This window comes from Streptomyces sp. NPDC048171, from assembly GCF_043202655.1.
Lineage (GTDB): Bacteria > Actinomycetota > Actinomycetes > Streptomycetales > Streptomycetaceae > Streptomyces.
Genome location: NZ_JBIDAU010000008.1, coordinates 58902 through 85329 on the forward strand (window position 1 = coordinate 58902; position 26428 = coordinate 85329).

Annotated in this window: 24 protein-coding genes; 11 read left to right on the forward strand and 13 right to left on the reverse strand. The window is 74.2% G+C overall.

Annotated elements, in window-relative coordinates; genetic code table 11:
* Positions 1-11 precede the first annotated feature (11 nt).
* Complete coding sequence (locus ACGF3J_RS22805; protein WP_393854564.1) at positions 12-1442, forward strand: hypothetical protein; 1431 nt, start codon at positions 12-14, stop codon at positions 1440-1442.
* 57 nt (positions 1443-1499) lie between these two features.
* On the opposite strand, the gene ACGF3J_RS22810 is transcribed toward ACGF3J_RS22805, so the two are convergent.
* The 4 genes from ACGF3J_RS22810 to ACGF3J_RS22825 all read right to left on the reverse strand — a co-directional run bounded on the left by ACGF3J_RS22810 (position 1500) and on the right by ACGF3J_RS22825 (position 6482).
* Positions 1500-3629, reverse strand: a complete 2130-nt coding sequence (locus ACGF3J_RS22810) for a xanthine dehydrogenase family protein molybdopterin-binding subunit (protein ID WP_393854565.1) — start codon at positions 3627-3629, stop codon at positions 1500-1502.
* Positions 3630-3654: 25 nt separating this feature from the next.
* A complete protein-coding gene (locus ACGF3J_RS22815) occupies positions 3655-4647 on the reverse strand; it encodes an FAD binding domain-containing protein (protein ID WP_393854566.1) in 993 nt (330 codons plus the stop codon).
* Entirely contained in the window at positions 4644-5207 is a 564-nt protein-coding gene (locus ACGF3J_RS22820; protein ID WP_161331866.1) for a 2Fe-2S iron-sulfur cluster-binding protein, read from the reverse strand. The genes ACGF3J_RS22815 and ACGF3J_RS22820 overlap by 4 nt, the downstream gene beginning before the upstream one ends.
* A gap of 84 nt (positions 5208-5291) precedes the next feature.
* Positions 5292-6482 (reverse strand): hypothetical protein, encoded by a 1191-nt coding sequence (locus ACGF3J_RS22825; RefSeq protein ID WP_393854567.1) that lies wholly within the window; start codon positions 6480-6482, stop codon positions 5292-5294.
* 186 nt (positions 6483-6668) lie between these two features.
* On the opposite strand from ACGF3J_RS22825, the gene ACGF3J_RS22830 reads away from it, so the two are divergent.
* On the forward strand, positions 6669-7463 hold the full coding sequence (locus tag ACGF3J_RS22830) for an SDR family NAD(P)-dependent oxidoreductase (protein ID WP_125495754.1): 795 nt from the start codon (positions 6669-6671) through the stop codon (positions 7461-7463).
* 14 nt (positions 7464-7477) lie between these two features.
* On the opposite strand, the gene ACGF3J_RS22835 is transcribed toward ACGF3J_RS22830, so the two are convergent.
* Positions 7478-8548, reverse strand: a complete 1071-nt coding sequence (locus ACGF3J_RS22835) for a YihY/virulence factor BrkB family protein (RefSeq protein ID WP_393854568.1) — start codon at positions 8546-8548, stop codon at positions 7478-7480.
* Positions 8549-8907: 359 nt separating this feature from the next.
* Between ACGF3J_RS22835 and ACGF3J_RS22840 the strand changes: the two genes are divergently transcribed.
* Genes ACGF3J_RS22840 through ACGF3J_RS22855 form a run of 4 tightly spaced genes read left to right on the forward strand, consistent with a single transcriptional unit; the run spans position 8908 to position 11078 of the window.
* Positions 8908-9312, forward strand: a complete 405-nt coding sequence (locus tag ACGF3J_RS22840) for a hypothetical protein (protein WP_161329419.1) — start codon at positions 8908-8910, stop codon at positions 9310-9312.
* Positions 9309-10097, forward strand: a complete 789-nt coding sequence (locus ACGF3J_RS22845) for a hypothetical protein (protein ID WP_202558285.1) — start codon at positions 9309-9311, stop codon at positions 10095-10097. The genes ACGF3J_RS22840 and ACGF3J_RS22845 overlap by 4 nt, the downstream gene beginning before the upstream one ends.
* A 38-nt stretch (positions 10098-10135) precedes the next feature.
* A complete protein-coding gene (locus ACGF3J_RS22850) occupies positions 10136-10663 on the forward strand; it encodes a roadblock/LC7 domain-containing protein (RefSeq protein ID WP_393854569.1) in 528 nt (175 codons plus the stop codon).
* Positions 10664-10703: 40 nt separating this feature from the next.
* Complete coding sequence (locus ACGF3J_RS22855; RefSeq protein WP_122619116.1) at positions 10704-11078, forward strand: hypothetical protein; 375 nt, start codon at positions 10704-10706, stop codon at positions 11076-11078.
* Positions 11079-11151: 73 nt separating this feature from the next.
* On the opposite strand, the gene ACGF3J_RS22860 is transcribed toward ACGF3J_RS22855, so the two are convergent.
* Complete coding sequence (locus ACGF3J_RS22860; RefSeq protein WP_393854570.1) at positions 11152-12516, reverse strand: FAD-dependent oxidoreductase; 1365 nt, start codon at positions 12514-12516, stop codon at positions 11152-11154.
* A 219-nt stretch (positions 12517-12735) separates the two neighbouring features.
* Here ACGF3J_RS22860 and ACGF3J_RS22865 point away from each other — a divergent pair, with 219 nt between their 5' ends.
* Positions 12736-14205, forward strand: coding sequence for an MFS transporter (locus tag ACGF3J_RS22865; protein ID WP_393854571.1), 1470 nt, complete (start codon positions 12736-12738; stop codon positions 14203-14205).
* 33 nt (positions 14206-14238) lie between these two features.
* Here the strand turns inward: ACGF3J_RS22865 and ACGF3J_RS22870 are convergent, their stop codons facing one another.
* Complete coding sequence (locus tag ACGF3J_RS22870) at positions 14239-14388, reverse strand: hypothetical protein (protein ID WP_114531779.1); 150 nt, start codon at positions 14386-14388, stop codon at positions 14239-14241.
* 157 nt (positions 14389-14545) lie between these two features.
* Here ACGF3J_RS22870 and ACGF3J_RS22875 point away from each other — a divergent pair, with 157 nt between their 5' ends.
* A complete protein-coding gene (locus ACGF3J_RS22875) occupies positions 14546-14719 on the forward strand; it encodes a CsbD family protein (protein WP_064731228.1) in 174 nt (57 codons plus the stop codon).
* Positions 14720-14815: 96 nt separating this feature from the next.
* Here ACGF3J_RS22875 and ACGF3J_RS22880 read toward each other — a convergent pair whose 3' ends face one another.
* The 3 genes from ACGF3J_RS22880 to ACGF3J_RS22890 all read right to left on the reverse strand — a co-directional run bounded on the left by ACGF3J_RS22880 (position 14816) and on the right by ACGF3J_RS22890 (position 21178).
* Positions 14816-15658 carry a chitosanase gene (locus ACGF3J_RS22880; RefSeq protein WP_161331233.1) on the reverse strand — a complete coding sequence of 281 codons (843 nt, stop codon included), beginning with the start codon at positions 15656-15658 and terminating at the stop codon, positions 14816-14818.
* A gap of 131 nt (positions 15659-15789) precedes the next feature.
* On the reverse strand, positions 15790-18537 hold the full coding sequence (locus ACGF3J_RS22885; protein ID WP_393854572.1) for a SpoIIE family protein phosphatase: 2748 nt from the start codon (positions 18535-18537) through the stop codon (positions 15790-15792).
* An 88-nt stretch (positions 18538-18625) separates the two neighbouring features.
* A complete protein-coding gene (locus ACGF3J_RS22890) occupies positions 18626-21178 on the reverse strand; it encodes a SpoIIE family protein phosphatase (RefSeq protein WP_393854573.1) in 2553 nt (850 codons plus the stop codon).
* Positions 21179-21419: 241 nt separating this feature from the next.
* On the opposite strand from ACGF3J_RS22890, the gene ACGF3J_RS22895 reads away from it, so the two are divergent.
* Together ACGF3J_RS22895 and ACGF3J_RS22900 are read left to right on the forward strand one after the other, a co-directional pair.
* Positions 21420-22763: an endo-1,4-beta-xylanase gene (locus tag ACGF3J_RS22895; protein ID WP_393854574.1), complete on the forward strand. Its 1344-nt coding sequence runs from the start codon at positions 21420-21422 to the stop codon at positions 22761-22763.
* A 194-nt stretch (positions 22764-22957) separates the two neighbouring features.
* A complete protein-coding gene (locus ACGF3J_RS22900) occupies positions 22958-23386 on the forward strand; it encodes an ATP-binding protein (protein ID WP_393854575.1) in 429 nt (142 codons plus the stop codon).
* A 6-nt stretch (positions 23387-23392) separates the two neighbouring features.
* On the opposite strand, the gene ACGF3J_RS22905 is transcribed toward ACGF3J_RS22900, so the two are convergent.
* Positions 23393-23758 carry an STAS domain-containing protein gene (locus ACGF3J_RS22905; RefSeq protein ID WP_386933029.1) on the reverse strand — a complete coding sequence of 122 codons (366 nt, stop codon included), beginning with the start codon at positions 23756-23758 and terminating at the stop codon, positions 23393-23395.
* A 184-nt stretch (positions 23759-23942) separates the two neighbouring features.
* On the opposite strand from ACGF3J_RS22905, the gene ACGF3J_RS22910 reads away from it, so the two are divergent.
* On the forward strand, positions 23943-24197 hold the full coding sequence (locus ACGF3J_RS22910) for a hypothetical protein (protein ID WP_393854576.1): 255 nt from the start codon (positions 23943-23945) through the stop codon (positions 24195-24197).
* Between the two features lie 27 nt (positions 24198-24224).
* Here the strand turns inward: ACGF3J_RS22910 and ACGF3J_RS22915 are convergent, their stop codons facing one another.
* A complete protein-coding gene (locus ACGF3J_RS22915) occupies positions 24225-25811 on the reverse strand; it encodes a glycerol-3-phosphate dehydrogenase/oxidase (protein ID WP_393854577.1) in 1587 nt (528 codons plus the stop codon).
* Positions 25808-26425, reverse strand: coding sequence for a TetR/AcrR family transcriptional regulator (locus tag ACGF3J_RS22920; RefSeq protein WP_161327814.1), 618 nt, complete (start codon positions 26423-26425; stop codon positions 25808-25810). Before ACGF3J_RS22920 ends, ACGF3J_RS22915 begins: the two co-directional genes overlap by 4 nt.
* Positions 26426-26428: the final 3 nt, after the last annotated feature.

The window sequence follows — 26428 nt, forward strand, 5'->3', positions numbered from 1 at the left end:
CCGGAGGGACCATGACCACCGGCTCTTCATCACCCCGTTCGCCCGAATACGCCATATCCGCCCTGGACCTGCCCACCGGGGAGACGACGACGGGCACGGGCACGACGCGTTCACCCGGCGGGGCTCCCGGCACCCGGAACCCTTCCGTCCGGGAAGCGGACGCCCGGTACGCGGACGTCTGGGAGTCCGACCTCGACGACCCGCGCGCCGACGGCACCGACCGCCCCGAGCCCGACTTCCCCGACTCCGACCTGATCGACGACGACCTGCTCGACGACGACCTCCTCGATCCCGACCACCCCGGGCCCGGCCGCCACGAGTCCGACCCTCGCGAGGCCGGCCGCCACGAACGCGCCGCCGACGGCACGCAGGAGCGCGCCTACGGCGACCCCGTCGGCGACCTCGTGCGCGCCGCCGTGGCCGACCGTCCGCTGGACGAGGTCGTCGACCTGATCACCACGCTGGAGCGGTCCCCGCAGTACGCGCAGGCCACGGTCGACGCGCTCCGCGCGGTCGGCGTCAACCGGTCGGTGGAGGACGTGACCCGGCTGGTCGGCCTGCTGACCCGGCCGCCCCGCCACCCGGACAGCGCCGACGAGGCGATCCGGGCCGCCGCCGAAAGCCGCTCGGTGGAGGACGTGACCCGGCTGATGGCACTGCTGCACCGCACGCCCCTGGAGCCGCACTGCGGCCGGGAGGCCGTACGGGCCGCCGCCACCGGCCGGCCCGTCGAGGAACTCGTCGACCTGATCGGCCGGCTCGCCGAGGACGGACACGAACGCCCGGAGCGGCCCGATGCACGGCAGTTGCGGGCGGCCCAGGACGCGAACGACGAGGACGACGGCCGCGAGAGCCGCGGGCGGGCGCCCGCCGACCGTCCGGCACGACGGTCCCGCGTCTTCGGCGTGGCGGACCGCCGCGGCCGGGAGCGCCGCAGGACACCGCGCCCGGCCCGCCGGGACCGCGACCGCGCGTCCGAAGGCCGCGCCCAACGCGACCGCGCCGCCCGCCGGTCCGCCCGCGGCCCGGCCTGGCCCGCCTGGCTCACCGTCGCCGTCCTGGCCGGCTGCGGCGTGGCCTTCTTCCCCCTGCACCGCGCCGATGCCCCGGCCCCCGTCTACGGCGTCGCCCTCGGCCTCTCGGCGCTCTGCCTGGTGCTGGCCCTGCTGCTGACCCTGCGGCCCGCCGTGGCGCTGCTCGCCGCGGCGGTCGTGGGGCCGGCGGCGCTGGCCGCGGCCAAGCTCTACGGCAGCGCGACCCCGTCGTCCCCGGTCTCCCGGACCGCGGACCTGACGCTGGCCCCCACCTGGGTCGCGGTGGCGGTCGCCGTGACGGCCGCACTCGTCGCGCTCACCGCCCTGTGCGTGCGGGTGGCCTCACAGGACACCACCCGACGGCACCGGCCGCCCCGCCGGATGACCGCGGCCCGCGCCGCGGACTGACCCCGTTCCACCTCGTGGTCCGTGCCGGGAGCTGCCGGCACGGGCCGTGTGCCGTCCTCACACCCCCAGCATGCCCGCCGGGTGTTCGTGTTCGAGGAGGGCGGTGAGTACCCGGTCCGGTGTGAGGGGGAGTTCGCGGATGCGGATGCCGGTGGCGTGGTGGACGGCGTTGCCGACGGCCGCGGCCGTGCCGACGATGCCGATCTCGCCGATCCCCTTGCTGCCCATGGGGTTGAGGTGGTCGTCGGCCTCGTCGACCCAGTAGGCCTCCGGGGCCACGACGTCCGCGTGCGCGGGTACGTGGTACGAGGCCAGGTCGGACTGGGTGAAGTCGCCGAACGCCGGGTCCATCGTGCTGTCCTCGGTCAGCGCCATGCCCAGGCCCATCGTCATGCCCCCGATGAACTGGGAGCGGGCCGTGCGGGCGTTGAGGATGCGACCGGCGGCGAAGACGCCCAGCAGCCGCGTCACCCGTACCTCGCCGGAGACCGTGTCGACGGCCACCTCGGCGAAGTGCGCGCCGAACGCGTGCCGGGCGTACGCACTCTCGGCGTCGACCGTGCCCGAGGTGTCGGCCTCGGCCACCAGCCCCTCCTCGGGCAGCGGCTCCGAGCGCCCGGCCAGCAGACCGGTCAGCCGGACGCACGCCGCGTGCACCGCCGACCCCCAGGACGCGGTGCCCGAGGAACCGCCGGCCACCGAGCCGAAGCCGATGTCGCTGTCGGCGATCTCCACCCGGACCGCGTCCAGCGGAGCGCCGAGGGCGTCGGCCGCGATCTGCGCGAGCACCGTCCGGGCGCCCGTGCCGATGTCGGTGGCGTTGACCCGGACCAGGAAGCCGCCTCCGGGTAGCGCCCGCGCCGACGCCACGCCGGGCCCCACCAGGACGGGATAGGTGGCCGAGGCCACCCCGCTGCCGATCAGCAGGGGGCCGGCCGCGCGGGAGCGCGGGCGCGGATCGCGCCGCTCCCAGCCGAAGCGGCGGGCGCCGTCGCGCAGACACTCCACCAGATGCCTGCTGCTGAAGGGCTTTCCGCTCTCGGGCTCGGTCTCCGGCTCGTTGCGGATCCTCAGCTCCACCGGGTCGACGCCGAGTTCGACGGCCAGTTCGTCCATGGCCGACTCGAGGGCGTACATGCCTGGACACTCACCGGGCGCGCGCATCCACGACGGCGTGGGCACGTCCAGCGGTGCCACCCGGTGGAGCGTGCGCATCGCCGGAGCGGCGTACATCACGCGCGCGGGTACCGCCGCCTGCTCGACGAACTCCTTCACCCGCGAGGTGTACGTGGTCACCTCGTGCGTCAGGGAGGTGAGCCGGCCGTCGGCGTCGGCACCGATCCGCAGCCGGTGCAGGGTCGGCGCCCGGTGTCCGACGACCGCGGGCAGGTAGCGGCGCGGCAGCGCGACGGTCACCGCACGGCCGGTCTCCCGCGACGCCATCGCGGCGAGCACCACGTCGGGGCGCGGCGTGCCCTTCGACCCGAAGCCGCCGCCCACGTGCTCCGAGCGCACCGTGATCCGGTCCTCCGGCATGTCGAACATCCGGGCGAGTTCGGCGCGGACGGCCGAGGTGCCCTGGCTGGAGGAGTGCACCGTCAGCCGGCCGTCGTCCCACCGCGCCGTACTGGCGTGCGGTTCCATCGGGTGGTTGTGCAGCGGCGGCACCCGGTACCCGACGTCGAGCCGGGCCGCCGAGGACGTGAAGGCACCGTCCGGGTCGCCCAGTTCGGTGACGGCCGGGTATCCGCCGTTGGCCGTCTCGGGGACGTACGCCTCCGGGTGCGAGGCGGTGAGCGTGACGTCGTGGCCCTCCGTCTCGTACGTGACGCGGACGGCGGCGGCACCCGCACGGGCCGCCTCCAGCCTCTCCGCAACCACCAGCCCCACGAACCAGCCCCGGTGCGGCACCCGCGGGCTCTGGAGCACGGCCAGTACGGGGTCGTCGGGGTCCCCGAGGCGGGGCGCGTTCTCGTGGGTGAGCACCGCGAGCACGCCGGGGAGCGCGAGCGCGGGGGCGGTGTCGACGGCGGTCACCCGGCCCCGGGCGACCGCCGCCGGCACGGGCCAGGCCTGGGCGTGGTCGGGGGCGTCGTACTCGGCGGCGTAGCGGGCGGTGCCGGTGACCTTCTCCCGCCCCTCCCGGCGCTCGGCGGGAGCGCCCAGGACGGTCTCGGTGGCGGTCATGGGGTTCTCCTCGGGGACGCCGGGTTCAGGTCGTGGCCGGCGGGGCGAGCCGGCCCAGTACGTCGAGGGCGAGCCGACGGGCCAGGGGCACCTTGTAGGCGTTGTCCCGCAGCGGTTCGGCGGCGGCCAGCTCCAGGTCGACGGCGTGCTCGAAGGCCGCCGTCGTGGGCGCGGCGCCGGTCAGCGCGTCCTCGGCCCGCCGCGCGCGCCAGGGCCGGTGGGCCAGCGCCCCGAAGGCGATGCCCGCCCGCACCACCACCCCGTCGTCGATGTCCAGCACGGCGGCGACGGAGGCCAGCGCGAAGGCGTACGACGCCCGGTCGCGGGCCTTGCGGTACGCCGAGGGCAGACCGGCCGTGGCGGCGGGCAGGAGCACGCCGGTGATCAGCTCGCCGGGGCGGATCTCCGTGTCCCGCTCCGGGTGCATGCCCGGCAGCCGGTGGAAGTCGGCGGCGGGCACGCTCCGGGTGCCCTCGGCGCCGGTCAGCTCCACGCGCGCGTCGAGGGCGGCCAGCGCCACCGCCATGTCCGACGGGTTGGTGGCGATGCACTGGTCGGAGTGGCCCAGCACCGCGTGGTCGCGGTGCACCCCCTCCAGGGCGCCGCACCCGGTGCCGGGCTCCCGCTTGTTGCAGGGCTTGGAGGGGTCCTGGAAGTACGGGCAGCGGGTGCGCTGGAGCAGGTTGCCGGCCGTGGTGGCGGCGTTGCGCAACTGCCCCGAGGCGCCCGCCAGCAGCGCCTGGGACAGCGCGGGGTAGCGGTCACGGACGACGGGGTGGGCGGCGAGGTCGCTGTTGCGGACCGTCGCGCCGACCCGCAGCGCGCCGTCGGGCAGCTCCTCCACCGTGTCCAGCGGCAGCCGGGTGACGTCGACGAGGGCGGTCGGCGTCTCGACCCCGAGCTTCATCAGGTCCACGAGGTTGGTGCCGCCGCCGAGGTAGCGGGCGCCGGGGTGGGCCGCGAACGCCTCGGTGGCCTCGTCGACGCTGTCGGCGCGTACGTACGCGAAGGGCTTCACGGGATCACGTCCTCGACCGCGTCGGCGATCCGCGGATAGGCGCCGCAGCGGCACAGGTTGCCGCTCATCCGTTCCCTGATCTCCTCGCGGCCCAGTGCGACGGGCTCCCCGGAGGGCGTCGCCGGGTCGGTGACGTGGGACGGGTGGCCGGCCGCGGCCTCGGCGAGCACGCCCACCGCCGAGCAGATCTGGCCCGGGGTGCAGTACCCGCACTGGTAGGCGTCGCGGTCCAGGAAGGCCCGCTGCATCGGGTGCAGCTCCTCGCCGTCCCCCGCGAGGCCCTCGATGGTGGTGATCTCGCAGCCGTCGAGGGCGACCGCGAGGAGCAGGCAGCCGTTCATGCGCCGGCCGTCCACCAGGACCGTGCAGGCGCCGCACTGCCCGTGGTCGCAGCCCTTCTTGGCACCCGCGAGACCCAGATCCTCCCGCAGGAGGTCCAGCAGGACGCGGCGGTGGTCGACGACGAGGGTGTGCGGTTTCCCGTTGACCCGGAGCGTGGTCTGCGAGCGGGCGGACTCCGGGGGGCGGGAGGCGGGGGCGCTCTCGTGCTGGCTGTCCATGGCGTCGATGACCTTCCGGGACGGGCCCTGCTGCTGTGGCCGTCCGCGTATCCATCTGACGCCGGATGACACGTGAGGGTGCCCTCAGTCGGTGGTCCCGTCCGGTGGGCGGGACGTCTCCCCGCTCTCCGTCCCGGGCGGTGTGTCCGGCGGCGTCTCCGGTCGCGATGGCTGCCGTGGAGGACGGGCGGCGCCTCTGAACCGCTCCAGCGTGCGGGTGAGTCCCCGCAGCGGGGACGCCGGGGAGGTCTCGGCGGGCGGCGGCGCGGCCGGAGGCGCCCCGGCCGACTCCCGGTACCCGGCCAGCGCCTCGGCCGCGCGTTCGGCCGCCTCCCGGTACAGGTCGCGGGACTGCGTCATGGCCTCCAGCGCCTCGGCGTACATGGCCACCAGCCTGCGCTCGCGCTCCAGCTCCTCCTGGAGGGTCAGCAGCCGCCACTCCTCCCGCAGCGAGGCGAGGTCCGCCACCGCGTCGTCGGGCAGCTGCCTGTCCAGGGCGTCGAAGGACGTCACCGCCTCGATCAGCGCGGTAGGCTCGGAGCCGTCCAGGAAGACCGTGCGGACGGAGAACGCGTCGGCGTCGTAGCCGGCCGGGGCCGGGGTGCCGGGGAGGACCACGGCGCCGCCGCGCGGCACCTGGACGCCGAAGTCCTCCAGCGCCCAGTTCACGACCCGCAGCTGCTGCGGCGCGGCGCGGTGCTCGACCACCCGGTGCCGCAGACCGGGGGGCAGCCGCCGGGCCAGCGGCACGCGGCCGCGGTGGTCGGTGGTCATCGCCTCGTGGACCACGACGTGGATGTTCCAGGGGCTGCGACCGGACTCCTTGATCAGCCGGCGTACGGCCTTGTCGTCGTCCGGCAGCGTGTTGATGCCCCGCAGCCGCAGTCCCGTGGCGGCGTCCCGGTCCCAGGTGACGTCCGGGTCGTCGGGCCAGAACATCGTGGCGGGGGAGGGCCACTCGGGATCCCATGCCTCCTCCGCCTCGGCCAGCAGCGTCCACTCCTGACCGCCCGCCGAGCCGGGCTCCAGGATCAGTCTGGCCCGTACGGTCACGGCCTCGGGAACCTTCCAGCGGGCCTCGAAGACGCGGCGGCCGGGGAGCCCGTCGGCCGGCGTCTCGTCGGGAGGCTCCAGGAAGTCGTCGAGGACGAGTTCCTTCTTCAGCCGCTCCAGCGTGTGCCGGACGGTGTCCTCGGCCGCGGAGCCGACGTGGCGGCCGCGGGCGGCCCACAGCGTGGGCGGAGTCGTGGGGCGGGCGCTGGGAGAGGGTGGCATGGGTCCATCGGGCAGCAGGGACACGGACGTAGGCAAGTATCGACGCCGCAGGTCGGCGGAGAGTATCCGGGGGGTCCGCCGGCCGGGCGGGCCGCGGCGTGGTGCGGGATGCGGCGGGGGTGGGTGGTGGGCGAGGGTGGGCAGGAGTACCGCGACCGACCGTACGGCACGACAAGGAGCGACCCGATGAATCTCGACCTCGGCGGACGAACCGCACTGGTGACCGGATCCTCGCAGGGCATCGGTGCGGCGATCGCCGCCGGCCTGGCCCGGGCCGGGGCCACCGTCGGCGTCAACGGGCGCGACGCGGGCCGTCTGGAGGAGGGCGTCGCGAAACTGCGGGCCGAGGTGCCGGACGGCGTGTTCGTGCCGGTCGTGGCCGACCTCGGCACCGAGGAGGGCGCCGCGCTGGCCATGGAGGCGATGCCCGACGTCGACATCCTGGTGAACAACCTCGGTGTCTTCGGCGCCGTGCCCGCGCTGGAGATCAGCGACGACGAGTGGCGGCGCTACTTCGAGATCAACGTCCTCGCCGGCGTCAGGCTGACGCGCGCCCACCTCCCCCGGATGAGGGAACGGGGGTGGGGCCGGGTGCTGTACATCGCGAGTGACTCGGCCGTCGTCGTCCCCGCGGAGATGATCCACTACGGCGTCTCCAAGACCGCCCTGCTCGGGGTCGGCCGCGGCTTCGCCAAGGAGGCCGCGGGCAGTGGCGTCACGGTGAACTGCGTCATCGCGGGTCCCACCCACACGGAGGGCGTCGAGGACTTCGTCTACCAGCTGGTCGACCGGGAGCTGCCCTGGGACGAGGCGCAGCGCGTCTTCATGCGCGAGCACCGCCCGCAGTCCCTGCTCCAGCGGCTGATCGAGCCGGAGGAGATCGCCAACCTCGTGGTGTACCTCAGCTCGCCCCTCGCCTCCGCCACGACGGGAGCCGCCGTCCGCGTGGACGGCGGCTACGTCGACTCGATCCTGCCCTAGCAATTCACTCCGGCTCACTTGCCCGGGGCCGCCTCCCGGTGGTCCGCGTCGTCCCAGGCCCTGGTGTCGCGCGGCTCCACGTAGGGCTCCTCCTCGGGCGGGTGGCCGCCGTCGATGACGCGCTGCCGGGCCAGTTCGGCGTCGAACTCCAGGCCCAGCAGGATGGCCAGGTTCGTCACCCAGAGCCAGACCAGGAAGACGATGACACCGGCCAGGGTGCCGTACGTCTTGTTGTACGAACCGAAGTTGGCCACGTAGAAGGCGAACCCGGCGGAGGCGGCCAGCCAGATCAGCAGCGCGACCACGCTGCCGAGGGAGACCCACTTGAAGCCCTTGACCCGGGCGTTCGGCGTGGCCCAGTACAGGATCGCGATCATGAAGGTGACGAGCACGACCAGCACCGGCCACTTGGCGAGGGACCAGACCGTCAGCGCGGTGTCGCCGATGCCGAGCGCGGTGCCCGCCTGCTGGGCCAGACCGCCGGTGAACACGACGATGAGCGCGCTGACCACGGCCAGCACCAGCAGCACCACGGTCAGGGCCACCCGCAGCGGCAGCACCTTCCACAGCGGGCGCCCCTCGGGCACGTCGTAGACCGCGTTGGCCGCGCGGATGAACGCGGCCACGTAGCCGGACGCCGACCAGACGGCGCCCGCCAGACCGGCCACCGCCAGCACGGAGCCGAGCCCCGCCCTGGCCTGCAACTGCTCCACCGCGTCGGTGACGATGTCCCGTACCGAACCGGGCGTGAGCTGCTGGATGTTCTCCAGCACCTCCTGGGTGGCGGAGGGCCCGGCTACGCCGAGCAGGGAGACCAGTACCAGCAGGGCCGGGAACATGGACAGCACGCCGTAGTAGGTCAGGGCCGCGGCGCGGTCGGTGAGTTCGTCCTCCTGGAACTCGGCGACCACGCGCTTCACCAGCGCGGTCCAGGAGCGGCCCGGCAGTTGGGTCGGGGAGTCGGGGGCGGCGCGCTCGGTGGAGGCGTCCGGACCGTAGTCCTCGGGGGGCGTCTCGTCCGGCGTCTCGTCCGCTCGGTCGTCCTTGGGGTGCTTACGGATGTGGGGAAGGTGCAGTCGGGCCATGGGGGTTCGGGTTGCCCGTCCCGGCCGGGGCACGCCCCTCGGGTGCGGACCGACGCGCGCCGGGTGTGCGGCGGGCACCCGCGACGGCGGCGGTTCACCCGTGGGCGGCACGGCTCCGGCGTCCCCACAATGGGCCCCGCGGGCAGGTCCGCCCACCATCCGCATCGGGGCGGGCCTGCCCGCGCCGAAGCCCTCGTCGGCGCGCCCTGAGGGGCCCCTGTCGGAGCCGAAATACCGCAGTATGCCGGAACGCGTGCACGTTCCTCTGGAAAATGCCAAAGCGCTCACCAGACGCGTGCACTTTCCGTAGTCTCGGCGTCACGTTCGCGGTACAGCCGTGCAGGGGGAGGGGATCCGGCGTGCCCGGAATCGACGAGAGTCTGCTGGAAGCCATGCGACTGCCCGGGGCGCGTGGCGCTTCGCTGGTCGACTGGATCAGCGGGCTCGCCCTGGGCGCCGTCGGCGAGGCACCGGGCGGGGACTGGGAGGCCACGGCGGCCGAGACCGCCGAACTGGCCCGGCACGTCGCCGAGAGCGGCTCCCTGGCCGCCGGCGAGACCGGAACCGACGCCGACCCGGGCAAGGCGCCCCCGGTGGAGGACCTGATCGCCACCACCGGCGACGCCTACCACCTGCTCCGGTTCGTCAGCACCCCCTTCGACAGCACGGTCTTCCTCCACCTCTGGCTGGGCCGCGACGACGGAAACCTCGCCCTGGCCCGCATCCGGCTGGCGGAGATGGCGGACCGCCTGGTGCTCGGATGACCAGAGTGACCACCACCTGGGCCACGCAGGAGACGACCTCGGCCGCCCTCGGTGCGCTCGCCGCCGAGGGGGCGACCGGCGCGCTCTCGGGCGAGCGGGGCATCGTCTACCTCTCGGCCGGCCGGGTCGTGCACGTCGAGTCGGCCTTCACCCCCGACCTCGGCTCGCTGCTCACCCGCAGCGGCGCCGTCCCCTCCGACGGCTGGTGGGACGCCGTCGACCGGGGCGGAACCCAGCACCGGGTGGGGCACCGGCTCGTGGACAGCGGACGGCTCTCGGCCGGCGCGCTGGAGGTCTGCCACCTGGGCGCCCTGTTCGACGCCGCGTACTTCGTCCTCGCCCACGACACGCGCGCGCACCGCTTCCGGCCCGGCGCGGTGCACTGGCTCGGCGCGGTCCGCTCCGTGCCGGTCGACGCGGTCGTCCGCGAGTCCGGACGCCGGCGCGCCCTGCTGGACCGCATCTGGCCGGACCCCGCCATCGACACCGTCCCGCTGACCAGGGTTCCGGGCACCGGGCGTGCCGACCTGCCGGTGCGGCGCGGCCGGACCCTGACGCAGGTCGACGGCGTGCGCACCGCCGCGCAGATCGCCTCCTCGCTCGCCTGCCGCACGTACCACACCCTCGTCGAACTGCGCCGCCTGGCCGCCGACGGCCTCGTCGTCGCCGCCCCGCCGCCCGTCGCCCCGCCCCTCGCACCGGGACCCGACCCGGGCGGCACCGTGTGGGACGACCCGGACACCGCCCTGCTGCGACGGCTCCGACACGCCCTGGAGGCCCTGTGATCCGCGCGCGCCGTCAGCGTGCCGAAAGGAGACTGCTCATGGCCGTCGAGAGCGACGTCCTGGACGAACTGCACCGACTGCGCAACCGCGTGCCCCAGCTGACCGGGTCACTCGCGGCCACCGTGGACGGACTGGTCCTCGCCCACGACGCGCCCGGCACCGAACCCGAGGGTCTCGCCGCGCTCACCGCCGCCGCCCTCGGCGTCGCACACCGCATGGCCGAGGCCACCTCGCGCGGCGGCTTCCGCGAGCTGCTGCTGCGCGGGGCGGACGGCTACGTCGCCACCTACGCGGCCGGTCCCGCCGCCGTGCTCACCCTGCTCGCCGACGGGCGGGTCAACGTGGGCCGGCTGCACCTGGAGGGCCGGCGCAGCGGCGCCCGCATCGGGGAGCTGGTCGCCGCCCACATCGGCCACGACCGGGGCCGCGCCCCGGCCGCCGTGGAACCCGCCCCGACCACCGCCGCGGACACCGCCCGGCCCATCGGCACCCTGCCGGTGCGCACCCCGCAGCGCCCCGCACACCGACCGACCCCCCAGGCCGGCGGCCACCGCCGGCCGACCTGACCACCGATCGCGTACCGATCACGTCCGGAAAGGAACCACCATGGCCAACCTGGAGACCTCGCTCAAGGAATGCCTCAGCTCCATCGACGGAGCGTCCGCCGCCGCGCTGGTCGACTACACCAGCGGCATGGCGCTCGGCACGCTGGGCGGGACCAAGGAGTTCAACCTGGAGGTCGCCGCCGCGGGCAACACCGACGTCGTGCGGGCCAAACTGCGCACCATGGAGCACCTCGGCCTGAAGGAGGAGATCGAGGACATCCTGATCACCCTGAACACCCAGTACCACATGATCCGCCTGCTCAGGGGGCGCGGCGGCAACGGGCTGTTCCTCTACCTGGTGCTGGACGCGAGCCGCGCCAACCTCGCGATGGCCCGCCACCAACTGCGCCGGATCGAGACCGAGCTGGAGGTCTGACGGCCGCGGGCCCGGCGGGAGATTCCCCGCCGGGCCCGGCCGCACCGGGCCGAAGCGGCCCGGTTACGACGGATCAGGCGCCGCTCTCGCGGAGCATGTCCTCGCGCTCGACGAGCTTGATGCGCTCCCGCCCGAACGGCACGCCCTGCGCCTTCTCCGCGGCGTCGAGGCGGTACCAGCCGTCCCAGGTGGTGAAGCGGACGTTCCGCTCGGCCAGGAAGGCGTCCACGGCCTCCGGAGCGGGCGAGGCGGGCGTCTGGAGACGGCCGTTCGCGTAGTCGTCCAGCAGGTTGGACACCGTCTCGTTGGCGTCGCCCTTGGTGTGGCCGATGAGGCCGACCGGGCCGCGCCGGATCCAGCCGGTGACGTACGTCGACTGCAGGTGCTCGCCGGACTCCTGGACGACCCGGCCGCCCTGGTCCGGGACCGTGCCCGAGTCGATGTCCCAGGGCAGCTTGGGCAGCTGGTCCGACAGGTAGCCGACCGCCCGGTAGACGGCCTGGACGTCCCAGTCCTTGAACTCGCCGGTGCCCTTGACGTTGCCGGTGCCGTCCAGCGCGGTGCGCTCGGTGCGCAGGCCGACCACCTTGCCGTCCTCGCCGAGGATCTCGGAGGGCGACTCGAAGAAGTGCAGGAACAGCTTGTGCGGCCGGTCGCCGACGTCGCGGATCGCCCAGTTCTCCAGGGTCTTGGCGACCATGTCGGCCTGCTTGTTGCCGCGCCGGGTCGCGATCGAGCCGTCGTCGTAGTCGATGTCCTCGGGGTCGACGATGACCTCGATGTTGGGGGAGTGGTCCAGCTCCCGCAGCTCCATCGGGCTGAACTTCGCCTGCGCCGGGCCGCGGCGGCCGAAGACGTGGACCTCCAGCGCCTTGTTGGTCTTGAGACCCTCGTAGACGTTCGGCGGGATCTCGGTCGGCAGCAGCTCGTCCGCGGTCTTCGCCAGGACGCGCGCGATGTCCAGGGCCACGTTGCCGACGCCGAGGACGGCGACCTTCTCGGCCTCCAGCGGCCAGGTGCGCGGGTAGTCGGGGTGGCCGTCGTACCAGGCGACGAAGTCGGCGGCGCCGTAGGAGCCGTCGAGTTCGAAGCCGGGGACCTTGAGGTCGCGGTCGGCCGTGGCGCCCGTGGCGAAGATCACACCGTCGTAGAAGGCGCGCAGATCGTCCAGGCTGATGTCGGTCGGGTAGTTCACGTTGCCGAAGAGACGGATCTGCGGCTTGTCGAGCACCTGGTGCAGGGCGGTGATGATGCCCTTGATCCGCGGGTGGTCGGGCGCGACGCCGTAGCGGATGAGTCCGAACGGGGCGGGCATGCGCTCGAAGATGTCGATGGAAACGCCGGGGTCGGCGGCCACCTCGGACTTGAGCAGGGCGTCGGCCGCGTAGATGCCGGCGGGGCCGGATCCGACGATGGCTACCCGCAGAGGGCGGGGCATGTTCAGGTTCCCTTCGAGCGGTAACAGATCGACTCTCGGGAAAGCCTAAGCTAAGGCAAGCCTAAGTCGGTACGCGGGTCCGGTCTATGAGGCCATAAGGGCAGCTTATGGGATCTCATGGTTGGGCTTTGCCGTCGGGTTTGAACCCCTCGTCACGGGTGACGCATGCGTGGGGCGCGGAGTGATCGCGCTCCGTGCCGCCTCACGAGGGGAGCCCGCGTGCAGCGTCCGGACGACAGCTCGGATCCGAACCGGTGGCGAGCCCTCTGGGTCACGCTGGTCGCCGGTTTCATGACGCTCCTGGACGTCACCATCGTCGCCGTCGCCCTGCCGTCGATGCAGGAGGGGCTGCATGCCTCCGCGGCGTCCGTGCAGTGGGTCGTCTCCGGCTACGCGCTCGCCTTCGCGCTGACCCTGGTGACGGCCGGCCGGATCGGCGACGCGTTCGGCCGGCGCCGCGTCTTCCTGGCCGCCCTCGCCGCCTTCGTGCTTTTTAGCGCCGCAGCCGGAGCGGCGCCCGGCATCGGACTGCTGGTGCTCGCCCGGATCTTCCAGGGAGTCGCCGCGGGCAGCCTCGCACCGCAGAACTCGGCGCTGATCCAGCAGCTCTTCCACGGGGCGGAACGGGGACGGGCCTTCGGCCTCTTCGGCGCCACCGTGGGCGTGTCCAGTGCCGTCGGCCCGGTCGTCGGCGGTCTGATCCTCGCGCTGGCCGGCCCCGAGGGCTGGCGGTGGATCTTCTACGTCAACGTGCCGGTCGGCGTGGTCGCGCTGGTGCTCGGCTTCCGTCTGCTGCCGCGGGTGGCGCCCGGCGGCCCGGGGCGGCTCGACCCGGTGGGGGTGGCGTTGCTCGGCACCGGCATCCTCACCCTGATGCTCCCGCTGGTCCTCGCCGAGAGCGGGGGCCTGACCAAGGTGTGGTGGCTGTTCCCCGCCGGAGCCGTCGTGCTGGCCGCCTTCGCCCGGTGGGAGCGGCGGGTCGCCCGGCGCGGCGGGCAGCCGCTGCTGGAACCCGGCCTGCTCACCGAGACCCGCGGGTACGCCACCGGTGCGGGTCTGGCCACCCTGTACTTCGTCGGCTTCAGCGGGGTGTGGCTGGTGTTCGCGCTCTTCTTCCAGAAGGGCCTCGGCTACTCGCCGCTGGCGTCCGGCCTCGCGGTCACGCCGTTCGCCGTGGGATCGGCCGCCGCCGCGGCCGTGGCGGGCCGGCTGGTGGAGCGGCTGGGCCGGCTGCTGACGGTCTGGGGCCTCGTCGCCGTCATGGTGGGTCTCGGCACCACCGCCCTGCTCCTCTGGCTGGCGCCCGCCGACCGGGCCGCCTGGTACGCGGTGCCCGCCCTGCTGCTCGGCGGGCTCGGCAGCGGCTGCGTGATCTCGCCGAACATCACCATGACGCTGCGCGACGTCCCCGTCCGGATGGCCGGCGCCGCGGGTGGCGCACTCCAGACGGGGCAGCGGCTGGGCGGCGCCGTGGGCACCGCCGCGCTTCCCGGCCTGTTCTACCTGACCCTGAACGCCACCCACGAGGACTACCAGGAGGCGGTGGCCCTGTCCGTGGGGTGCGGCGTCGCCGCGATGCTGTGCGCGCTGACCGTCGCGGTCCGCGACTGGCGCCGGGACCGCCCGGGCGACGAGCGGGGCTGCCCGCCGGAGACGTCCCACAGCCACACCCACGCCGGTCAGGGCTGACCGGCGTGGGTGTGGCTGTCCGGCGGGAGGGGGTCAGCGCCGCTTGCTGCCGAACCTGCGCAGCATCTGCTGGGCCTGCGCGCGCCGGCGCGGGTCCGCGGCGGCACGGCGCACCTGCTCGGCCGCCCTGCGCCCCTGCGGGCTGCGCGCGAACCGCTTGATCCGGTCCAGTACTCCGGCCATGACGTCCCTCCGAGTCGACGACGGTCCAGCTCTGTCCTGTCCGTCCTCTACCCCGGGGGCCCGCGAACACCCCTCGGCATCTCGCAGGTTTGACGCCGCTCCAGCGGGCACCCGAAGTCGCAGACCATTGCAAACGAACGCCGAGAGGTGAGTCACTGTGGCCGGCAACCAGAAGTCGAAGGCCAAGATGGAGCAGGCCAAGGGCAAGGCCAAGGAAACGGTCGGCCGGGCCGTCGGCAACGAGAGGATGACGGCCGAAGGCCGCGCCGAGCAGTCCAAGGGTGACGCCCGGCAGGCCAAGGAGAAGGGCAAGGACGCCTTCCGGCACTGACACCGGGGCGCATCCCCCGCGGCGCGGGCCGCGGAGTCCGGCATACGGCCGGCTCCGCGGCCCGCGTCGTGCCCGTCGCCCGGGGGCCCGTCGCCCTCAGCCGATGTGGTAACTGTCCCCGTACACCTGCCAGTCCAGCGGCGGGTCGAGGTCCAGGTTGCCCTCGTCGAGGAAGACGCGCTGCGCCGTGTCGACCCGGCTGGTGTCGCTGTGCGCCTCCTCCTGCTTCATCGCCCACACCCGCTCGTCGAGGAAGGCGTGCAGGTAGGTGACCTCGTCGCCGCCCTGGGCCGGCGGCCGGGCCCGGCCCAGGGCGCGCTCGCGGATGCTGCCGAAGCTCAGCCGGTCACCGCCGCCGCCGTGCATGACGATCGCGTCGTAGTACGCGAACTGACCCAGCGCGCGCAGCCCGTCCGCCTTCCCCTGGCGCACGGCCGGGCCGAAGTACACGCGGTCGCGCTCATCGTCCTGCGCGCGGCGGAACTCGGGATCGCCCGCCGCCCGGCGCCAGTCGTCGGGATATCCGGGGTCCAGCCCCTCGTGCGAGTCGGAGCCGTCGACCCGGCGCAGCGCCGGCAGATAGCGCGAGAGCACATTGCCGGGGCTGCGGTCGCTGTACAGCTCCACCAGGTCGAGCATGTCGCCGGTGCCGGAGCAGAAGCCGATGATGCCCGCGGTGTAGCCGCGCCCGTCGCCGATGTCCTCGATGTACTGGTATTGCGCCTTCCAGTCGAGCGAGGAGTTCTCCGCGCTCGACACGAGCTGCATGGCGATCTCCTTCTTCGCCGGGTCGTCGAGCCCCGCCGCGCGCACGGACGCCGCCGTGGCCCTGGAGGGGGTGAGCAGGGGGACGGTCGCCAGGGACGCGCATGTCATGGCGAGCACGCTACGGCGCGAGAGGCCCGCGCGGGGCGCGGGGTCGCTGAAGGGGTGCCTCACGGAATCTCCAGTCGGTGGTGGGGGGTTGGGAGTGCCGGGCACTGATAGGAAAGTTTCCTACCAGATGGAGGCGGCGCTGGGCACCCGTCGAGCGTGAAATTGGTACGGACCGAGGGCGGCGCCCGCCACGGTCACGGCATCGGCTGCTCCGCCCAGATGACCTTGCCGGCCGGCGTGTAGCGGGTGCCCCAGCGCTCGGCGAGCTGCGCGACCAGGAAGAGTCCGCGCCCGCCCTCGTCCGTCATGGCCGCGTAGCGCAGATGCGGCGAGGTGCTGCTGCTGTCGAACACCTCGCAGACCAGGCTGCGGTCGCGCAGCATCCGTACGTGGACGGTCTCACCGCCGTACCGGATCGCGTTGGTGACCAGCTCGCTCAGGATCAGCTCCGTGGAGAACGCCAGGTCGTCGAGGCCCCACTCGGCGAGCCGCCGGGTGACCTGGGAGCGCACCTCGCCGACGGCCGCCGGGTCGGACGGAACCTGCCACTCGGCGACGTGGTCGGGCCCGAGGGTGCGGGTACGGGCCACGAGCAGGGCGATGTCGTCGCCCGGCCGGTCCGGGAGCCGGGCGTCCAGGACGGTCCGGCAGGTCTCCTCGGGCGTCGGCCCGGCCGTCTCCAGCGCCTCGCGCAGGTGCGCCAGACCGACGTCGATGTCGTGCCCCCGGTCCTCCACCAGACCGTCCGTGTACAGCACCAGCCGGCTGCCCTCCGCCAGCCGCAGCTCGGCCGTCTCGAACGGCAGGCCGCCCAGCCCCAGCGGGGGACCGGCGGGCACCTCGGGGAACTCCACGCCGCCGTCGGGCCGGATCAGCGCGGGTGGCGGGTGGCCCGCCCGGGCCATCACACAGGTGCCGGCGACCGGGTCGTAGATCGCGTAGAGGCAGGTCGCGCCGGTGACCGGGGCGGTGCCGTCGTCGGTCTGCTCGTCCTGGTCGATGCGGCCGACCAGCTCGTCCAGCAGGCCGAGCAGTTCGTCGGGCGGCAGGTCGAGCGCGCTGAAGTTGTGCACCGCCGTGCGCAGCCGGCCCATGGTGGCCGCCGCGTGCAGCCCGTGCCCGACGACGTCGCCGACCACCAGCGCGACCCGGGCGCCCGACAGGGGCAGGACGTCGAACCAGTCGCCGCCCACCCCGGCCTGCGCGGGCAGGTACCGGTAGGCGACGTCCAGGGCGTTCTGGTCCGGCATGCGGCGGGGCAGCAGACTGCGCTGGAGGGTCACCGCCATGCTGTGCTCGCGCGTGTAGCGCCGGGCGTTGTCGATGGAGACCGCGGCCCGCGCGACCAGTTCCTCGGCGAGAGCCAGTTCGTCCTCGTCGAAGGGCTCGGGCGTCTCGGAACGCCAGAAGCTCACCACCCCGAGCACCAGCGTGCCGGCGCGCAGCGGCACCGTGATCAGCGAGTGGATGCCGTACTCCAGGACCTGCGCGGTGCGTTCGAGGTCCTGCGCCTGCCAGCCGGGCGCCACATCGAGGCGGGGCTCCAGCACCGGCGTGCCGGTGCGCAGGGTCCGGCCCTGCGGGGCGGACTCCACGTAGCGCAGCTGCCGGCCCACCGGGTACAGCGGGACATCCTCGGACGCGCCGCTGAGCGCGGTGCGGCGCAGCGTCGTGCCGCCCTCCGGCTGGCCGCCCGCCAGGACCGCGTCGAACAGGTCCACGCTGACGTGGTCCGCGAACCGGGGTACGGCCAGCTCGGCGAGTTCCTCGGCGGTGCGCGTGACGTCCAGGCTGGTGCCGATGCCCACGCCCGCGTCGTACAGCATGTCCAGGCGCTCCCGAGCGGTCTCGGCGCGGCCGGACAGGGCCCGCAGCTCCGTGGAGTCGCGGAGGGTGGCGACGCTGCCCGCGGGGCCGCCCCGGACGTCCGTGGGCCGCTGGTTCACCGCCAGCAGCCGGTCCTTGACCCGGTGCACCTCGTCGGTCGCGACCCGGCCGGAGGCCAGCAGCTCCGCTGTGTCGGCGGGCAGCCCGAGGTCGAGGACGTGCCGTCCCTCGGCGTCGGGGGGCAGGTTGAGCAGGCGCTCGGCCTCGTCGTTGGCGAGCAGCAGCCGGCCCTTGGGGCCGACGATGAGCACGCCCTCGCGGACGCTGTGCAGGACCGCGTCGTGATGTTCGTACATCCGGGTCATCTCGCGCGGTCCCAGACCGTGCGTCTGGCGCAGCAGCCGCCGGCTGACGAGCGCGGTGCCCGCCGTCGCCACGACCAGGCCGACCGCCGCCACGATCAGCACCAGCGGCAGCTGCCGTTCGGCGGCGCCGCCCACGTTCTCCGTGGTGATGCCGGCCGAGACCAGGCCCACGACCGTGCCGTCGGGTTCCTCCACCGGCACGATGGCCTGGACCAGAGGTCCGAGGGTCCCGTCGACCTCCTCGGTCACCGTCTTCCCGGCCAGAGCGGGGGCGATGTTCCCCACGAACTCCCGGCCGATGCGGTCGGGCTTGGGATGGGTGTAGCGGATGCCGTCGGTGTCGGTGACGACCACGAAGTCCACACCGGTCGCCTTGCGCGCCGCCTCGGCCCGGGGCTGGAGCACCGCCGTGGGATCGGGGGCGCGCAGCGCCGCGAGGATGCCGGGGGAGTTGGCGAACGTCTCGGCCACCGCCAGGGACCGGTTGCGGGCCTCGACGGTGCTGTCGTGCCGGACCTGGAGCACCAGCGCCACCGCCGCGGCCACCACCAGCAGCAGCACGATGACCACGTTCATGACGAAGACCTGGGCGGCCACGCTGCGTCCGGACAGCGCCCGGCGCAGTGCCGAGTCACGCCGCCCCGCGTCCGTCCCCCGCCGTGTCGGGTCCGCGTCCCTCCGGTGTCGGGCGAGCGGGCCGCTGGGACGACGGGGTGACCGTTCTCCCGATCGACCCCTCAGTCGGACCATGTGCCCATGTCTACACTGCCGGGCCCCGTGAGGCGAGGGGCACCCCCTGTGCCGACGGGGTCCGCCGGGCGGGGGGCCGCGGGTGGGGTCATCGGGGGCTCCCGGGGCGGGGACGGCGGGTGGCGAGCAGCAGGGCGATGTCGTCGGCGCGGTCCGTCGCGTGGCGGGAGGCCACGACGAGCCGGTCCGCGACGCCGGCCAGCGCCCGCCTGCCGGGTCGCGCGGCGGGCGCTCCCACCCTGGCCAGGGCGAGCCGCAGGGCGGTGATGCCGTCGTCGATGTCGCTGCCGGGCCGCTCCACCAGGCCGTCCGTGTAGAGGGCGAGGACGGCACCCGGCTCGACGCGGAACTCGGTCAGCGGATAGGGCGCCCCGGGGTCCACGCCGAGCACCACCCCACCGGGCAGGTCCAGGGCCTCGGTGCGTCCGTCCGGGTGGCGCAGCAGCGGCGGCGGGTGACCCGCGCGGGAGGCGAGGGCCCGTCCGGTGGCGGGGTCGAGCCGGATGTAGCAGCAGCTCGCGAACAGGCCCGGGTCCAGGTCGGCCAGCAGGTGGTTGACGCCGCTCATCACCTCGTCGGGCGGCCGGTCGCCGAGGGCGAAGGCGCGCACGGCGCTGCGCAGTTGCCCCATCGTGGCCGCGGCCTGCACGCCGTGCCCCTGTACGTCGCCGATGACCAGGGCCATGCAGTCCCCGGAGGCGACGACGTCGTACCAGTCGCCGCCCACCTCCATGCCCTGGGTGCCCGGCAGATAGCGTCCGGCGGTCTCCAGCAGGGGATGGGCGGGCAGCCGGCGGGGCAGCAGCACGCCCTGGAGGCCCCGGGCCAGGGCGGTCTCGGACTCGTAGCGCCGGGCCTTCTCCATGGCGTGGGCGATCAGCCCGGCCAGCGCGGTGAGCACCGAGCGTTCCTCGGTGCTGAAGCCGCGCGCGCGGTCGAAGCCGAGGATGCAGGAGCCGACCGGGCGTCCGGAGGCGATCAGCGGCAGGAAGGCGCGGGCGCCCTCCGTGGCGTCCAGCGGGATGCCCGGATACGCGGCGGCCAGGTCGTGCATGGAGTCGAAGAAGAGCGGCCGGCCGCTGGTCAGCGTCTCGACGCCGGGCAGCCGGGCGTCCAGCCCGACGCCCTCGAAGGGCGCGAGGAAGCCCGGCGGGAAACCCGTCTCCCAGGCCAGATGGAGGTGGCGGTCCTGGAGCAGGTAGATGGCGAGCCGACGGCCACCGAAGGCGGACAGCAGCTCCCGCACGACCACGGCCGACACCTGGCGTGCGGTGACCGCCTCGGTCAGGGCGACGGCCAGCACGATCGGGCGGTACTCGGCCGCCGTCGAGGCGATCGGCGGGGCGGGGTCGCCGGCCTCGGGCTCCGTCTCCGGCACCCGGTGCTCCGGGGTGAGGCCGGCCGACGCGTCGGCCACCCGGTTGGCGGGCCTGAGCGTGCCCGTCAGGAGGTCGGGGCCGGGATAGACGGCGACGGCCAGCCAGTCGCCCTCGAAGGGCTGCGGGGCGGTGCGGCGGCTGTCGTCGGGCGGGCGCCGGACATGGAAGCGGACCGGGTCGGGGGAGAGCAGCGCACCGCGCAGATGGTCCTCGTAGGCGGCCTGGTCCAGCCAGGGAACCGCCTCCCACAGCGAGCGGCCGAGCAGCCCGGCACGGGGCCGGCCCAGCAGCTGGGCGGCGCGCGGGTTGGCGTAGACGACCGTGCCCAGCCGGTCCACGCAGAACACGCCGTCCGGCAGCAGGTCGGCGGCGGCGTCGGCCACCGTGCCGGCGAAGGGATCGCGGACCGCTCCCCGTACGGTCACGCCGTCGGCCCGCGCCGCCTGCGGCCGCCACAGCTCGACCAGGCGCAGCGCCCCGTCCGCCGCGCGCACGTACAGGGGCAGCCGCGGCGGCCGGCCGGCGGCGGTCTCCCGCAGGGCCGCGGCGAGCCGGTGCCCGTCTTCGGGGGCCAGGACGGCGGTGAGCGACCCGAGCGCGGTGGTGTGTCCGGCGGTGCCCGCGGGCATGCCGAGCAGGACGCACAGCGGTTCGTCGAGGGTGACGGCGCCGGTGACCGGATCCCAGGCGAAGGTTCCCGCCTGCTGCGGGTGCCGTCCGGCGGGGGGTGGCCGGACGCACAGCGGTTCGCCCTCCCAGCGGACGGGCGGCGCCGCGCTGTCCTCGTCCAGCCGCTCCAGGGCCGCGCCCAGGTCCTGCGCGAGCCCCGCCATCCGGTCGGCGCCCTCCAGCACCTCGGCGGCGTCCGAGGCGGCGGGGCGCAGGACGGTCAGGACCCCGTACGTCCGCCTCGACCCGGCGACGGGCACGTACAGCGACCCGAACGGGAACGGCAGGCCGGCCGCGAACTGCGGGTAGCGGCGCATGGTCTCCGCGGCGTTGGGCAGCACGACGCGGACCCCCAGCCGGTAGGCGTCGGCGACCGGGAACGGGCTGTCGGCGTGCAGGCGCCACCAGGGCCGGAACAACCGCCCGGGCAGTCCGGCGAGCACGGCGAGCCGCAGCAGGCCGGGCGTGCCGGAGGGCAGGTAGACCCCTCCCACCCGGCCGTCGGCGGCTTCGATCGCCCGGACACAGGCGTCGATCAGCAGCGCCGTCAGCCGTCCGGCCGTCCGGTCCGCTTCCTCGGCGCCTGCACTCATCGGCCCCACCTCGTCCGTGCGCCGCCGCGCGGGGCGACACAGCAAGAATGCGCCACCGCACCCGGGTCGTGCACGTGGTCGGTCCGCACGGGTGACCGTGCCGGGCGTTGACCGCGCGGACGGGAATCCGTAACCTCCTCCGCGACATTCGGAAATCATTCCGAAAGTTTCGACGATCCATGATCCATGATCTCCGCCCTTCCGAACGGCCCCCGCACACCGATTCAAGGAACGGGATGACATGACCATGACTTTGAGATGCCTGGCGAGAACGGCCGCCGCCGGACTCGTGGCCGTGGCCGCGCTGGCGACCGCGGGCCACACCGCCGAAGCCGAGGCTGCCGACACCCTCGGGTCCGCCGCGGCCGGCCAGGGCCGCTACTTCGGCGCCGCCGTCGCCGCGAACCACCTCGGCGAGGCCGACTACGCCGCCACGCTGGACCGCGAGTTCACCTCGGCGACGCCCGAGAACGAGATGAAGTGGGACGCCACCGAACCCAGCCGCGGCACCTTCACCCTCGCCGCCGCCGACCGGGTCGTGGACCACGCCCGAAGCCGCGGCATGGACGTGCGCGGCCACACTCTCGTCTGGCACTCCCAGCTGCCCTCCTGGGTGGGCGCGCTGGGCGCCGCCGACCTGCGCACCGCGATGAACGACCACATCAACGGCCTGATGGGCCACTACAAGGGGCAGATCCACAGCTGGGACGTCGTCAACGAGGCGTTCCAGGACGGCGGCAGCGGCGCCCGCCGCAGCTCGCCCTTCCAGGACAGGCTCGGCGACGGCTTCATCGAGGAGGCGTTCCGCACCGCCCGCGCCGCCGACCCGGCCGCCAGGCTCTGCTACAACGACTACAACACCGACGGCGTCAACGCGAAGAGCAATGCCGTCTACGCCATGGTGAAGGACTTCAAGTCCCGCGGCGTGCCCATCGACTGCGTCGGCTTCCAGTCCCACTTCAACAGCGCCTCCCCGGTCCCCGCCGACTACCGGCAGAACCTGCAGCGCTTCGCCGACCTCGGCGTCGACGTGCAGATCACGGAACTCGACATCGAGGGCTCCGGATCGGCCCAGGCAGCCAACTACACCAAGGTGACCGACGCCTGCCTCGCCGTCGACCGCTGCACCGGCATCACCGTCTGGGGCGTCACCGACAAGTACTCGTGGCGCAGCGGCGGCACCCCGCTGCTCTTCGACGGCGACTACCGGAAGAAGCCCGCCTACGACGCCGTCCTCACCGCCCTCGGCGGCTCGGGCGACCCGGGTGACCCCGGCGACCCCGGCGCGAGCTGTACCGCCGCCTACACCAGGACCGCGGACTGGGGCAGTGGCTACAACGGCCAGGTCACCATCACGGCCGGCGACGCGCCGATCAGCTCCTGGACCGCGACGGTCGTCCTGCCCTCGCCGCAGTCCGTCTCGTCCCTCTGGAACGGCACTCCCACCTGGGCGGGCAACGTCATGACGGTCAGCCCGAGCTGGAACGGCACCCTGGCGGCCGGGGCGTCGACCAGCTTCGGATTCACCGTGGCGAAGAACGGCAGCGGCGCCGCACCCACGGTCGGCGGCTGCACCGCCTCCTGACCGGTCCCGCGCGCCGGACCGCCCACCGCCCGAGCGGGCTCCGGCGGTCCGGCGCACCGGGCCGGGCCTGTCCGAAAAACGGAGTGTCCGGCGGAAGTTGGGGCACAGGGATCGTGAAAGCCTCGCCGGTGCGTATCGTGAGGGGCCGGGACCTCGCTCCCCCACACGGCCCCGACCGGACGGTGAGGCTCTGTATGACTCCGGCGCACGGACCCGATGCCGCGGACACCTCCGACGTGTCCACGGTGGTGGAGTTCAGGGGCGGTTCGGCGATGATCCCGGCCGCCCGGGACGTCGTGCACCGCTTCGTCGGCCGGCTCGCCGAGCTGGGCGTCGACCTGGCCGACACCTTCCTGGACGCCGCCCGCCTGGTCGCCAGCGAACTGGTGACCAACGCGCTGCGGCACGCGCCAGGACCCTGCCGGCTCACGCTGACCCTGGTGGACGACCGGGTGGAGATCGCGGTCTCCGACACCGGGGACGCCTTTCCCACGTTCCTGCCCCGCGATCCCCTGCGGGTCGGCCGGCACGGTCTGGAGATCGTGACCCGCCTGTGCGGCGAGGTGATCACCAAGCCGCACGCCAAGGGGAAGACGGTGTACGCGCGCCTGCCGCTGACCTGACCTCCCTCAGCCGGTCAGCGCCTGTTCGACGCTCGGGAAGCAGGCGATCAGCCCGTCGACGCCGACCAGCCGCAGCACCCGCTCGACGGCGTCCCGCGGTGCCGCGAGCCGGAGCCACACCCCGCGGGACTCGGCCTCCTGGTGGGCGGAGATCAGCACGTTGATGCCGCTGGAGTCCAGGAAGCCCACCTCGCCGAAGTCGACGACCGTGCCCGGTGCCGACTGCACCGAGGACAGCAGGACGTCGCGCAACTGGCCGCTGCCGTCGAGATCGACCTCTCCGGCGAGGATGACGATGCTGACGCCGTCGCCGGTGGTGGTACGGGTGATCAGCAGCCGCTCGGGTACTGCCGGTCCCTCGATGTCCGCCACGCTGCCCTCACTTCTCGCATATGCCCGGCCGTCCATGGTGGCTTGATGGTAAGGGTCTTCGCGGTCCGTGGGGCCCACTTGTGCGGACCCGGGCCGACGGGACCGCCGGTGCCGGTTTCGACGCGCGCGACGGCGTTCCTCTGACTACCGTCGAGGTGTGGTGGCTCATACATTCGAGGAGCTCGTGCACAAGCGTCGCGCGGCGGACCTGGCACAGCACCGGGTCGAGGAACTGCGCGACTCGTACGGGCCTCCCACGCAGCATCGGTGGACCCCGCGGCAGTCCCACACGTACGAGACCGCCGTGCGGGCCTGGCGCGACCTGGACCGGGACGCGCGGACCGCGATGTCGGAGTACGTCAAGGAGGGAGGCCGGTCCCTGCACAAGATCGAGGCGAGCGTCCGCAAGGCCGTCCAGGACGGCGGCCAGGGCTCCTGACCGGGGTCGACGCGGGTGCGGCCGCCGTCAGTCCTGCCGTGCCATGGTCTCGCCGACCAGGTCCCGTACGGCGTCCAGGGCCGCAGCGCGGTCCTCGGGCACCAGGCCGATGCGGGTGCGCCGGTCGAGGAGGTCCGCCTCGTCGAGGGCGCCCTCGTGACGCAGCGCCCACAGCAGTTCGGCGCCGGTGACGGGGTGACCCGGCAGTATCCGCTCGGCGAGCCGGGGGTCCCGGTCGGCGAGGGCCCGCACGTCGGGCGCCTCGGTGCCGTAGCGCCGCACCAGGCGGTCCGGCGCCCGCACCGTGGCCAGGGCGTGCGGAGCGGCGGCGCCCACCAGGGGCAGGGCGGCGGTGGGGGAGGGGCCCGCGGTCAGGCCGCGGGCGGCGACGGCGGCGTTCACCGCGTCCTCGGCCATGCGCCGGTACGTGGTGAGCTTGCCGCCGACCACGGTGATCACGCCCTCCGACGAGGTGAGCACGGCGTGCCGGCGCGAGACGTCCGCCGTGCGGGGCCCGCCGCCCGCCCGGTCCGGCGAGGTGGTGTCCAGCAGGGGCCGCAGACCGGCGAAGGCGCCCACCACGTCCTCGCGGTGCACCGGGACGTCCAGTACCGAACCGAGCACGTCGAGCAGGAAGCCGACGTCGGTCTCGGGCACCTCCGGCACGTCCGGGACGTCGCCCTCCACGGGTTCGTCGGTCAGGCCGACGTACACCCGGCCGTCCCCCTGGGGCAGGACCAGGACGAAGCGGTTGGTCTCCCCGGGGACCGGTACGTGCAGGCCCGCGGGGAGCGGGCCGAGGTGTTCGGAGCGCAGGACGAGGTGGGTGCCGCGGGAGGGGCGGACCCGGATGCCGTCCACCAGGCCGCCGGCCCACACCCCGGAGGCGTTGATCACCGCGCGGGCCCGCACCACGCCCTCCTCGCCGGTCAGCTCGTCGCGTATCCGGGCACCGGACGAGGTCAGTTCCAGCGCCCTGGTGCGGGTCAGGATCCGGGCGCCGCGGGCGGCGGCGGTGCGGGCGAGCGCGGTCACCAGCCGGGCGTCGTCGGTGAGCCGGCCGTCCCAGGAGAGCAGGCCGCCGCGCAGCCGGTCGGAGCGCAGGGCCGGCGCGAGGTGCCGGGTCTCCACGGCGGACAGCCGGCGCGGTGCGGGCAGCGTGGCCCGGGCCGTGCGCGCCGCGAGCCGCAGGGTGTCCCCGGCCCGGAAGCCGGCCCAGGCCAGCGCGGCCTGGCCCCGGGAGACCAGCGGCGTCAGCGGCAGCACGAAGGGCTGGGCGCGCACCAGATGGGGAGCGGTGCGCTCCATCAGCACCCCGCGCTCCACCGCGCTCTCGTGGGCGACGTCGAGCTGGGCGGAGGCGAGGTAGCGCAGGCCGCCGTGGATCAGCTTGGAGCTCCAGCGGGAGGTGCCGAAGGCCAGGTCGTGGGCGTCCACGGCGACGACGCTCAGCCCGCGGGCCGCCGCGTCCAGGGCGGCCCCCGAGCCGGTCGCGCCGAGGCCGACGACCAGGACGTCCACGACGGGCCCGCCCACGGTGTCGGCCAGCTCGCGGGCGCGCCGCGCTGCGGACAGGGAGGCCGCCCCGGCGGCAGGGCTGCTGGTGGGGCTCATGGCGTGAGGGTCCTTTCCAGGATGGTCCGCAGCTCCGCGAGGAAGGCCGTGGAGGTCAGCTCGTCGTCGTCCTCGTCGGTCATGGTCCGCAGCGACAGGGCGAAGGACTGGACGACCAGCAGCACGGACCGCGCCTGCCGCTCGGGGTGGGTCCGGCGCACCGAACCGTCGGCGTGCCCCTGTCCCAGCGCGTCACCGAGCAACTCCAGCAGGGCTTCCTGGCTCGCTCCGCGCCGGTCCAGGACGTAGGGCAGGAGCAGCTCGGGGTCGACGTCGACGATCTTGCGGAAGAGCGGGTGGGCGCGGAACCGCTCCACCCCGGCCACCAGCCCCTCGACGACGCGTGAGCGGGTGCCGGTGCCCGGCCGGGGCTCCGGGATGGCCCCGGTCGCCACCGAGATCCACTCGCGGGTCATCAGGTCGCCGACCAGGGACCGCACGTCCGGCCAGCGCCGGTACAGGGTCATCCGGGAGACACCGGCGCGGCGGGCGACGTCGGTCATCGTCGTCCGGCGGACCCCGACGGCCATCACGCAGTCGCGCACGGCGTCGAGCACCGTGTCGTTGTCCGAGGGGTTCGGCCGGGTCGAGTGGTTGTGACGGTTGGGCGTCATGTG

Bases quoted from the DNA above. Each gene is read 5' to 3' on its own strand.
- ACGF3J_RS22900 (WP_393854575.1), top strand. From the start codon at position 22,958: ATGACTCCGGCGCACGGACCCGATGCCGCGGACACCTCCGACGTGTCC.
- ACGF3J_RS22920 (WP_161327814.1), bottom strand. From the start codon at position 26,425: ATGACGCCCAACCGTCACAACCACTCGACCCGGCCGAACCCCTCGGAC.
- ACGF3J_RS22810 (WP_393854565.1), bottom strand. From the start codon at position 3,629: ATGACCGCCACCGAGACCGTCCTGGGCGCTCCCGCCGAGCGCCGGGAG.
- ACGF3J_RS22855 (WP_122619116.1), top strand. From the start codon at position 10,704: ATGGCCAACCTGGAGACCTCGCTCAAGGAATGCCTCAGCTCCATCGAC.
- ACGF3J_RS22870 (WP_114531779.1), bottom strand. From the start codon at position 14,388: ATGGCCGGAGTACTGGACCGGATCAAGCGGTTCGCGCGCAGCCCGCAG.
- ACGF3J_RS22860 (WP_393854570.1), bottom strand. From the start codon at position 12,516: ATGCCCCGCCCTCTGCGGGTAGCCATCGTCGGATCCGGCCCCGCCGGC.
- ACGF3J_RS22850 (WP_393854569.1), top strand. From the start codon at position 10,136: ATGGCCGTCGAGAGCGACGTCCTGGACGAACTGCACCGACTGCGCAAC.
- ACGF3J_RS22835 (WP_393854568.1), bottom strand. From the start codon at position 8,548: ATGGCCCGACTGCACCTTCCCCACATCCGTAAGCACCCCAAGGACGAC.
- ACGF3J_RS22825 (WP_393854567.1), bottom strand. From the start codon at position 6,482: ATGCCACCCTCTCCCAGCGCCCGCCCCACGACTCCGCCCACGCTGTGG.
- ACGF3J_RS22885 (WP_393854572.1), bottom strand. From the start codon at position 18,537: ATGGTCCGACTGAGGGGTCGATCGGGAGAACGGTCACCCCGTCGTCCC.
- ACGF3J_RS22830 (WP_125495754.1), top strand. From the start codon at position 6,669: ATGAATCTCGACCTCGGCGGACGAACCGCACTGGTGACCGGATCCTCG.
- ACGF3J_RS22915 (WP_393854577.1), bottom strand. From the start codon at position 25,811: ATGAGCCCCACCAGCAGCCCTGCCGCCGGGGCGGCCTCCCTGTCCGCA.
- ACGF3J_RS22890 (WP_393854573.1), bottom strand. From the start codon at position 21,178: ATGAGTGCAGGCGCCGAGGAAGCGGACCGGACGGCCGGACGGCTGACG.
- ACGF3J_RS22805 (WP_393854564.1), top strand. From the start codon at position 12: ATGACCACCGGCTCTTCATCACCCCGTTCGCCCGAATACGCCATATCC.
- ACGF3J_RS22845 (WP_202558285.1), top strand. From the start codon at position 9,309: ATGACCAGAGTGACCACCACCTGGGCCACGCAGGAGACGACCTCGGCC.
- ACGF3J_RS22820 (WP_161331866.1), bottom strand. From the start codon at position 5,207: ATGGACAGCCAGCACGAGAGCGCCCCCGCCTCCCGCCCCCCGGAGTCC.
- ACGF3J_RS22895 (WP_393854574.1), top strand. From the start codon at position 21,420: ATGACCATGACTTTGAGATGCCTGGCGAGAACGGCCGCCGCCGGACTC.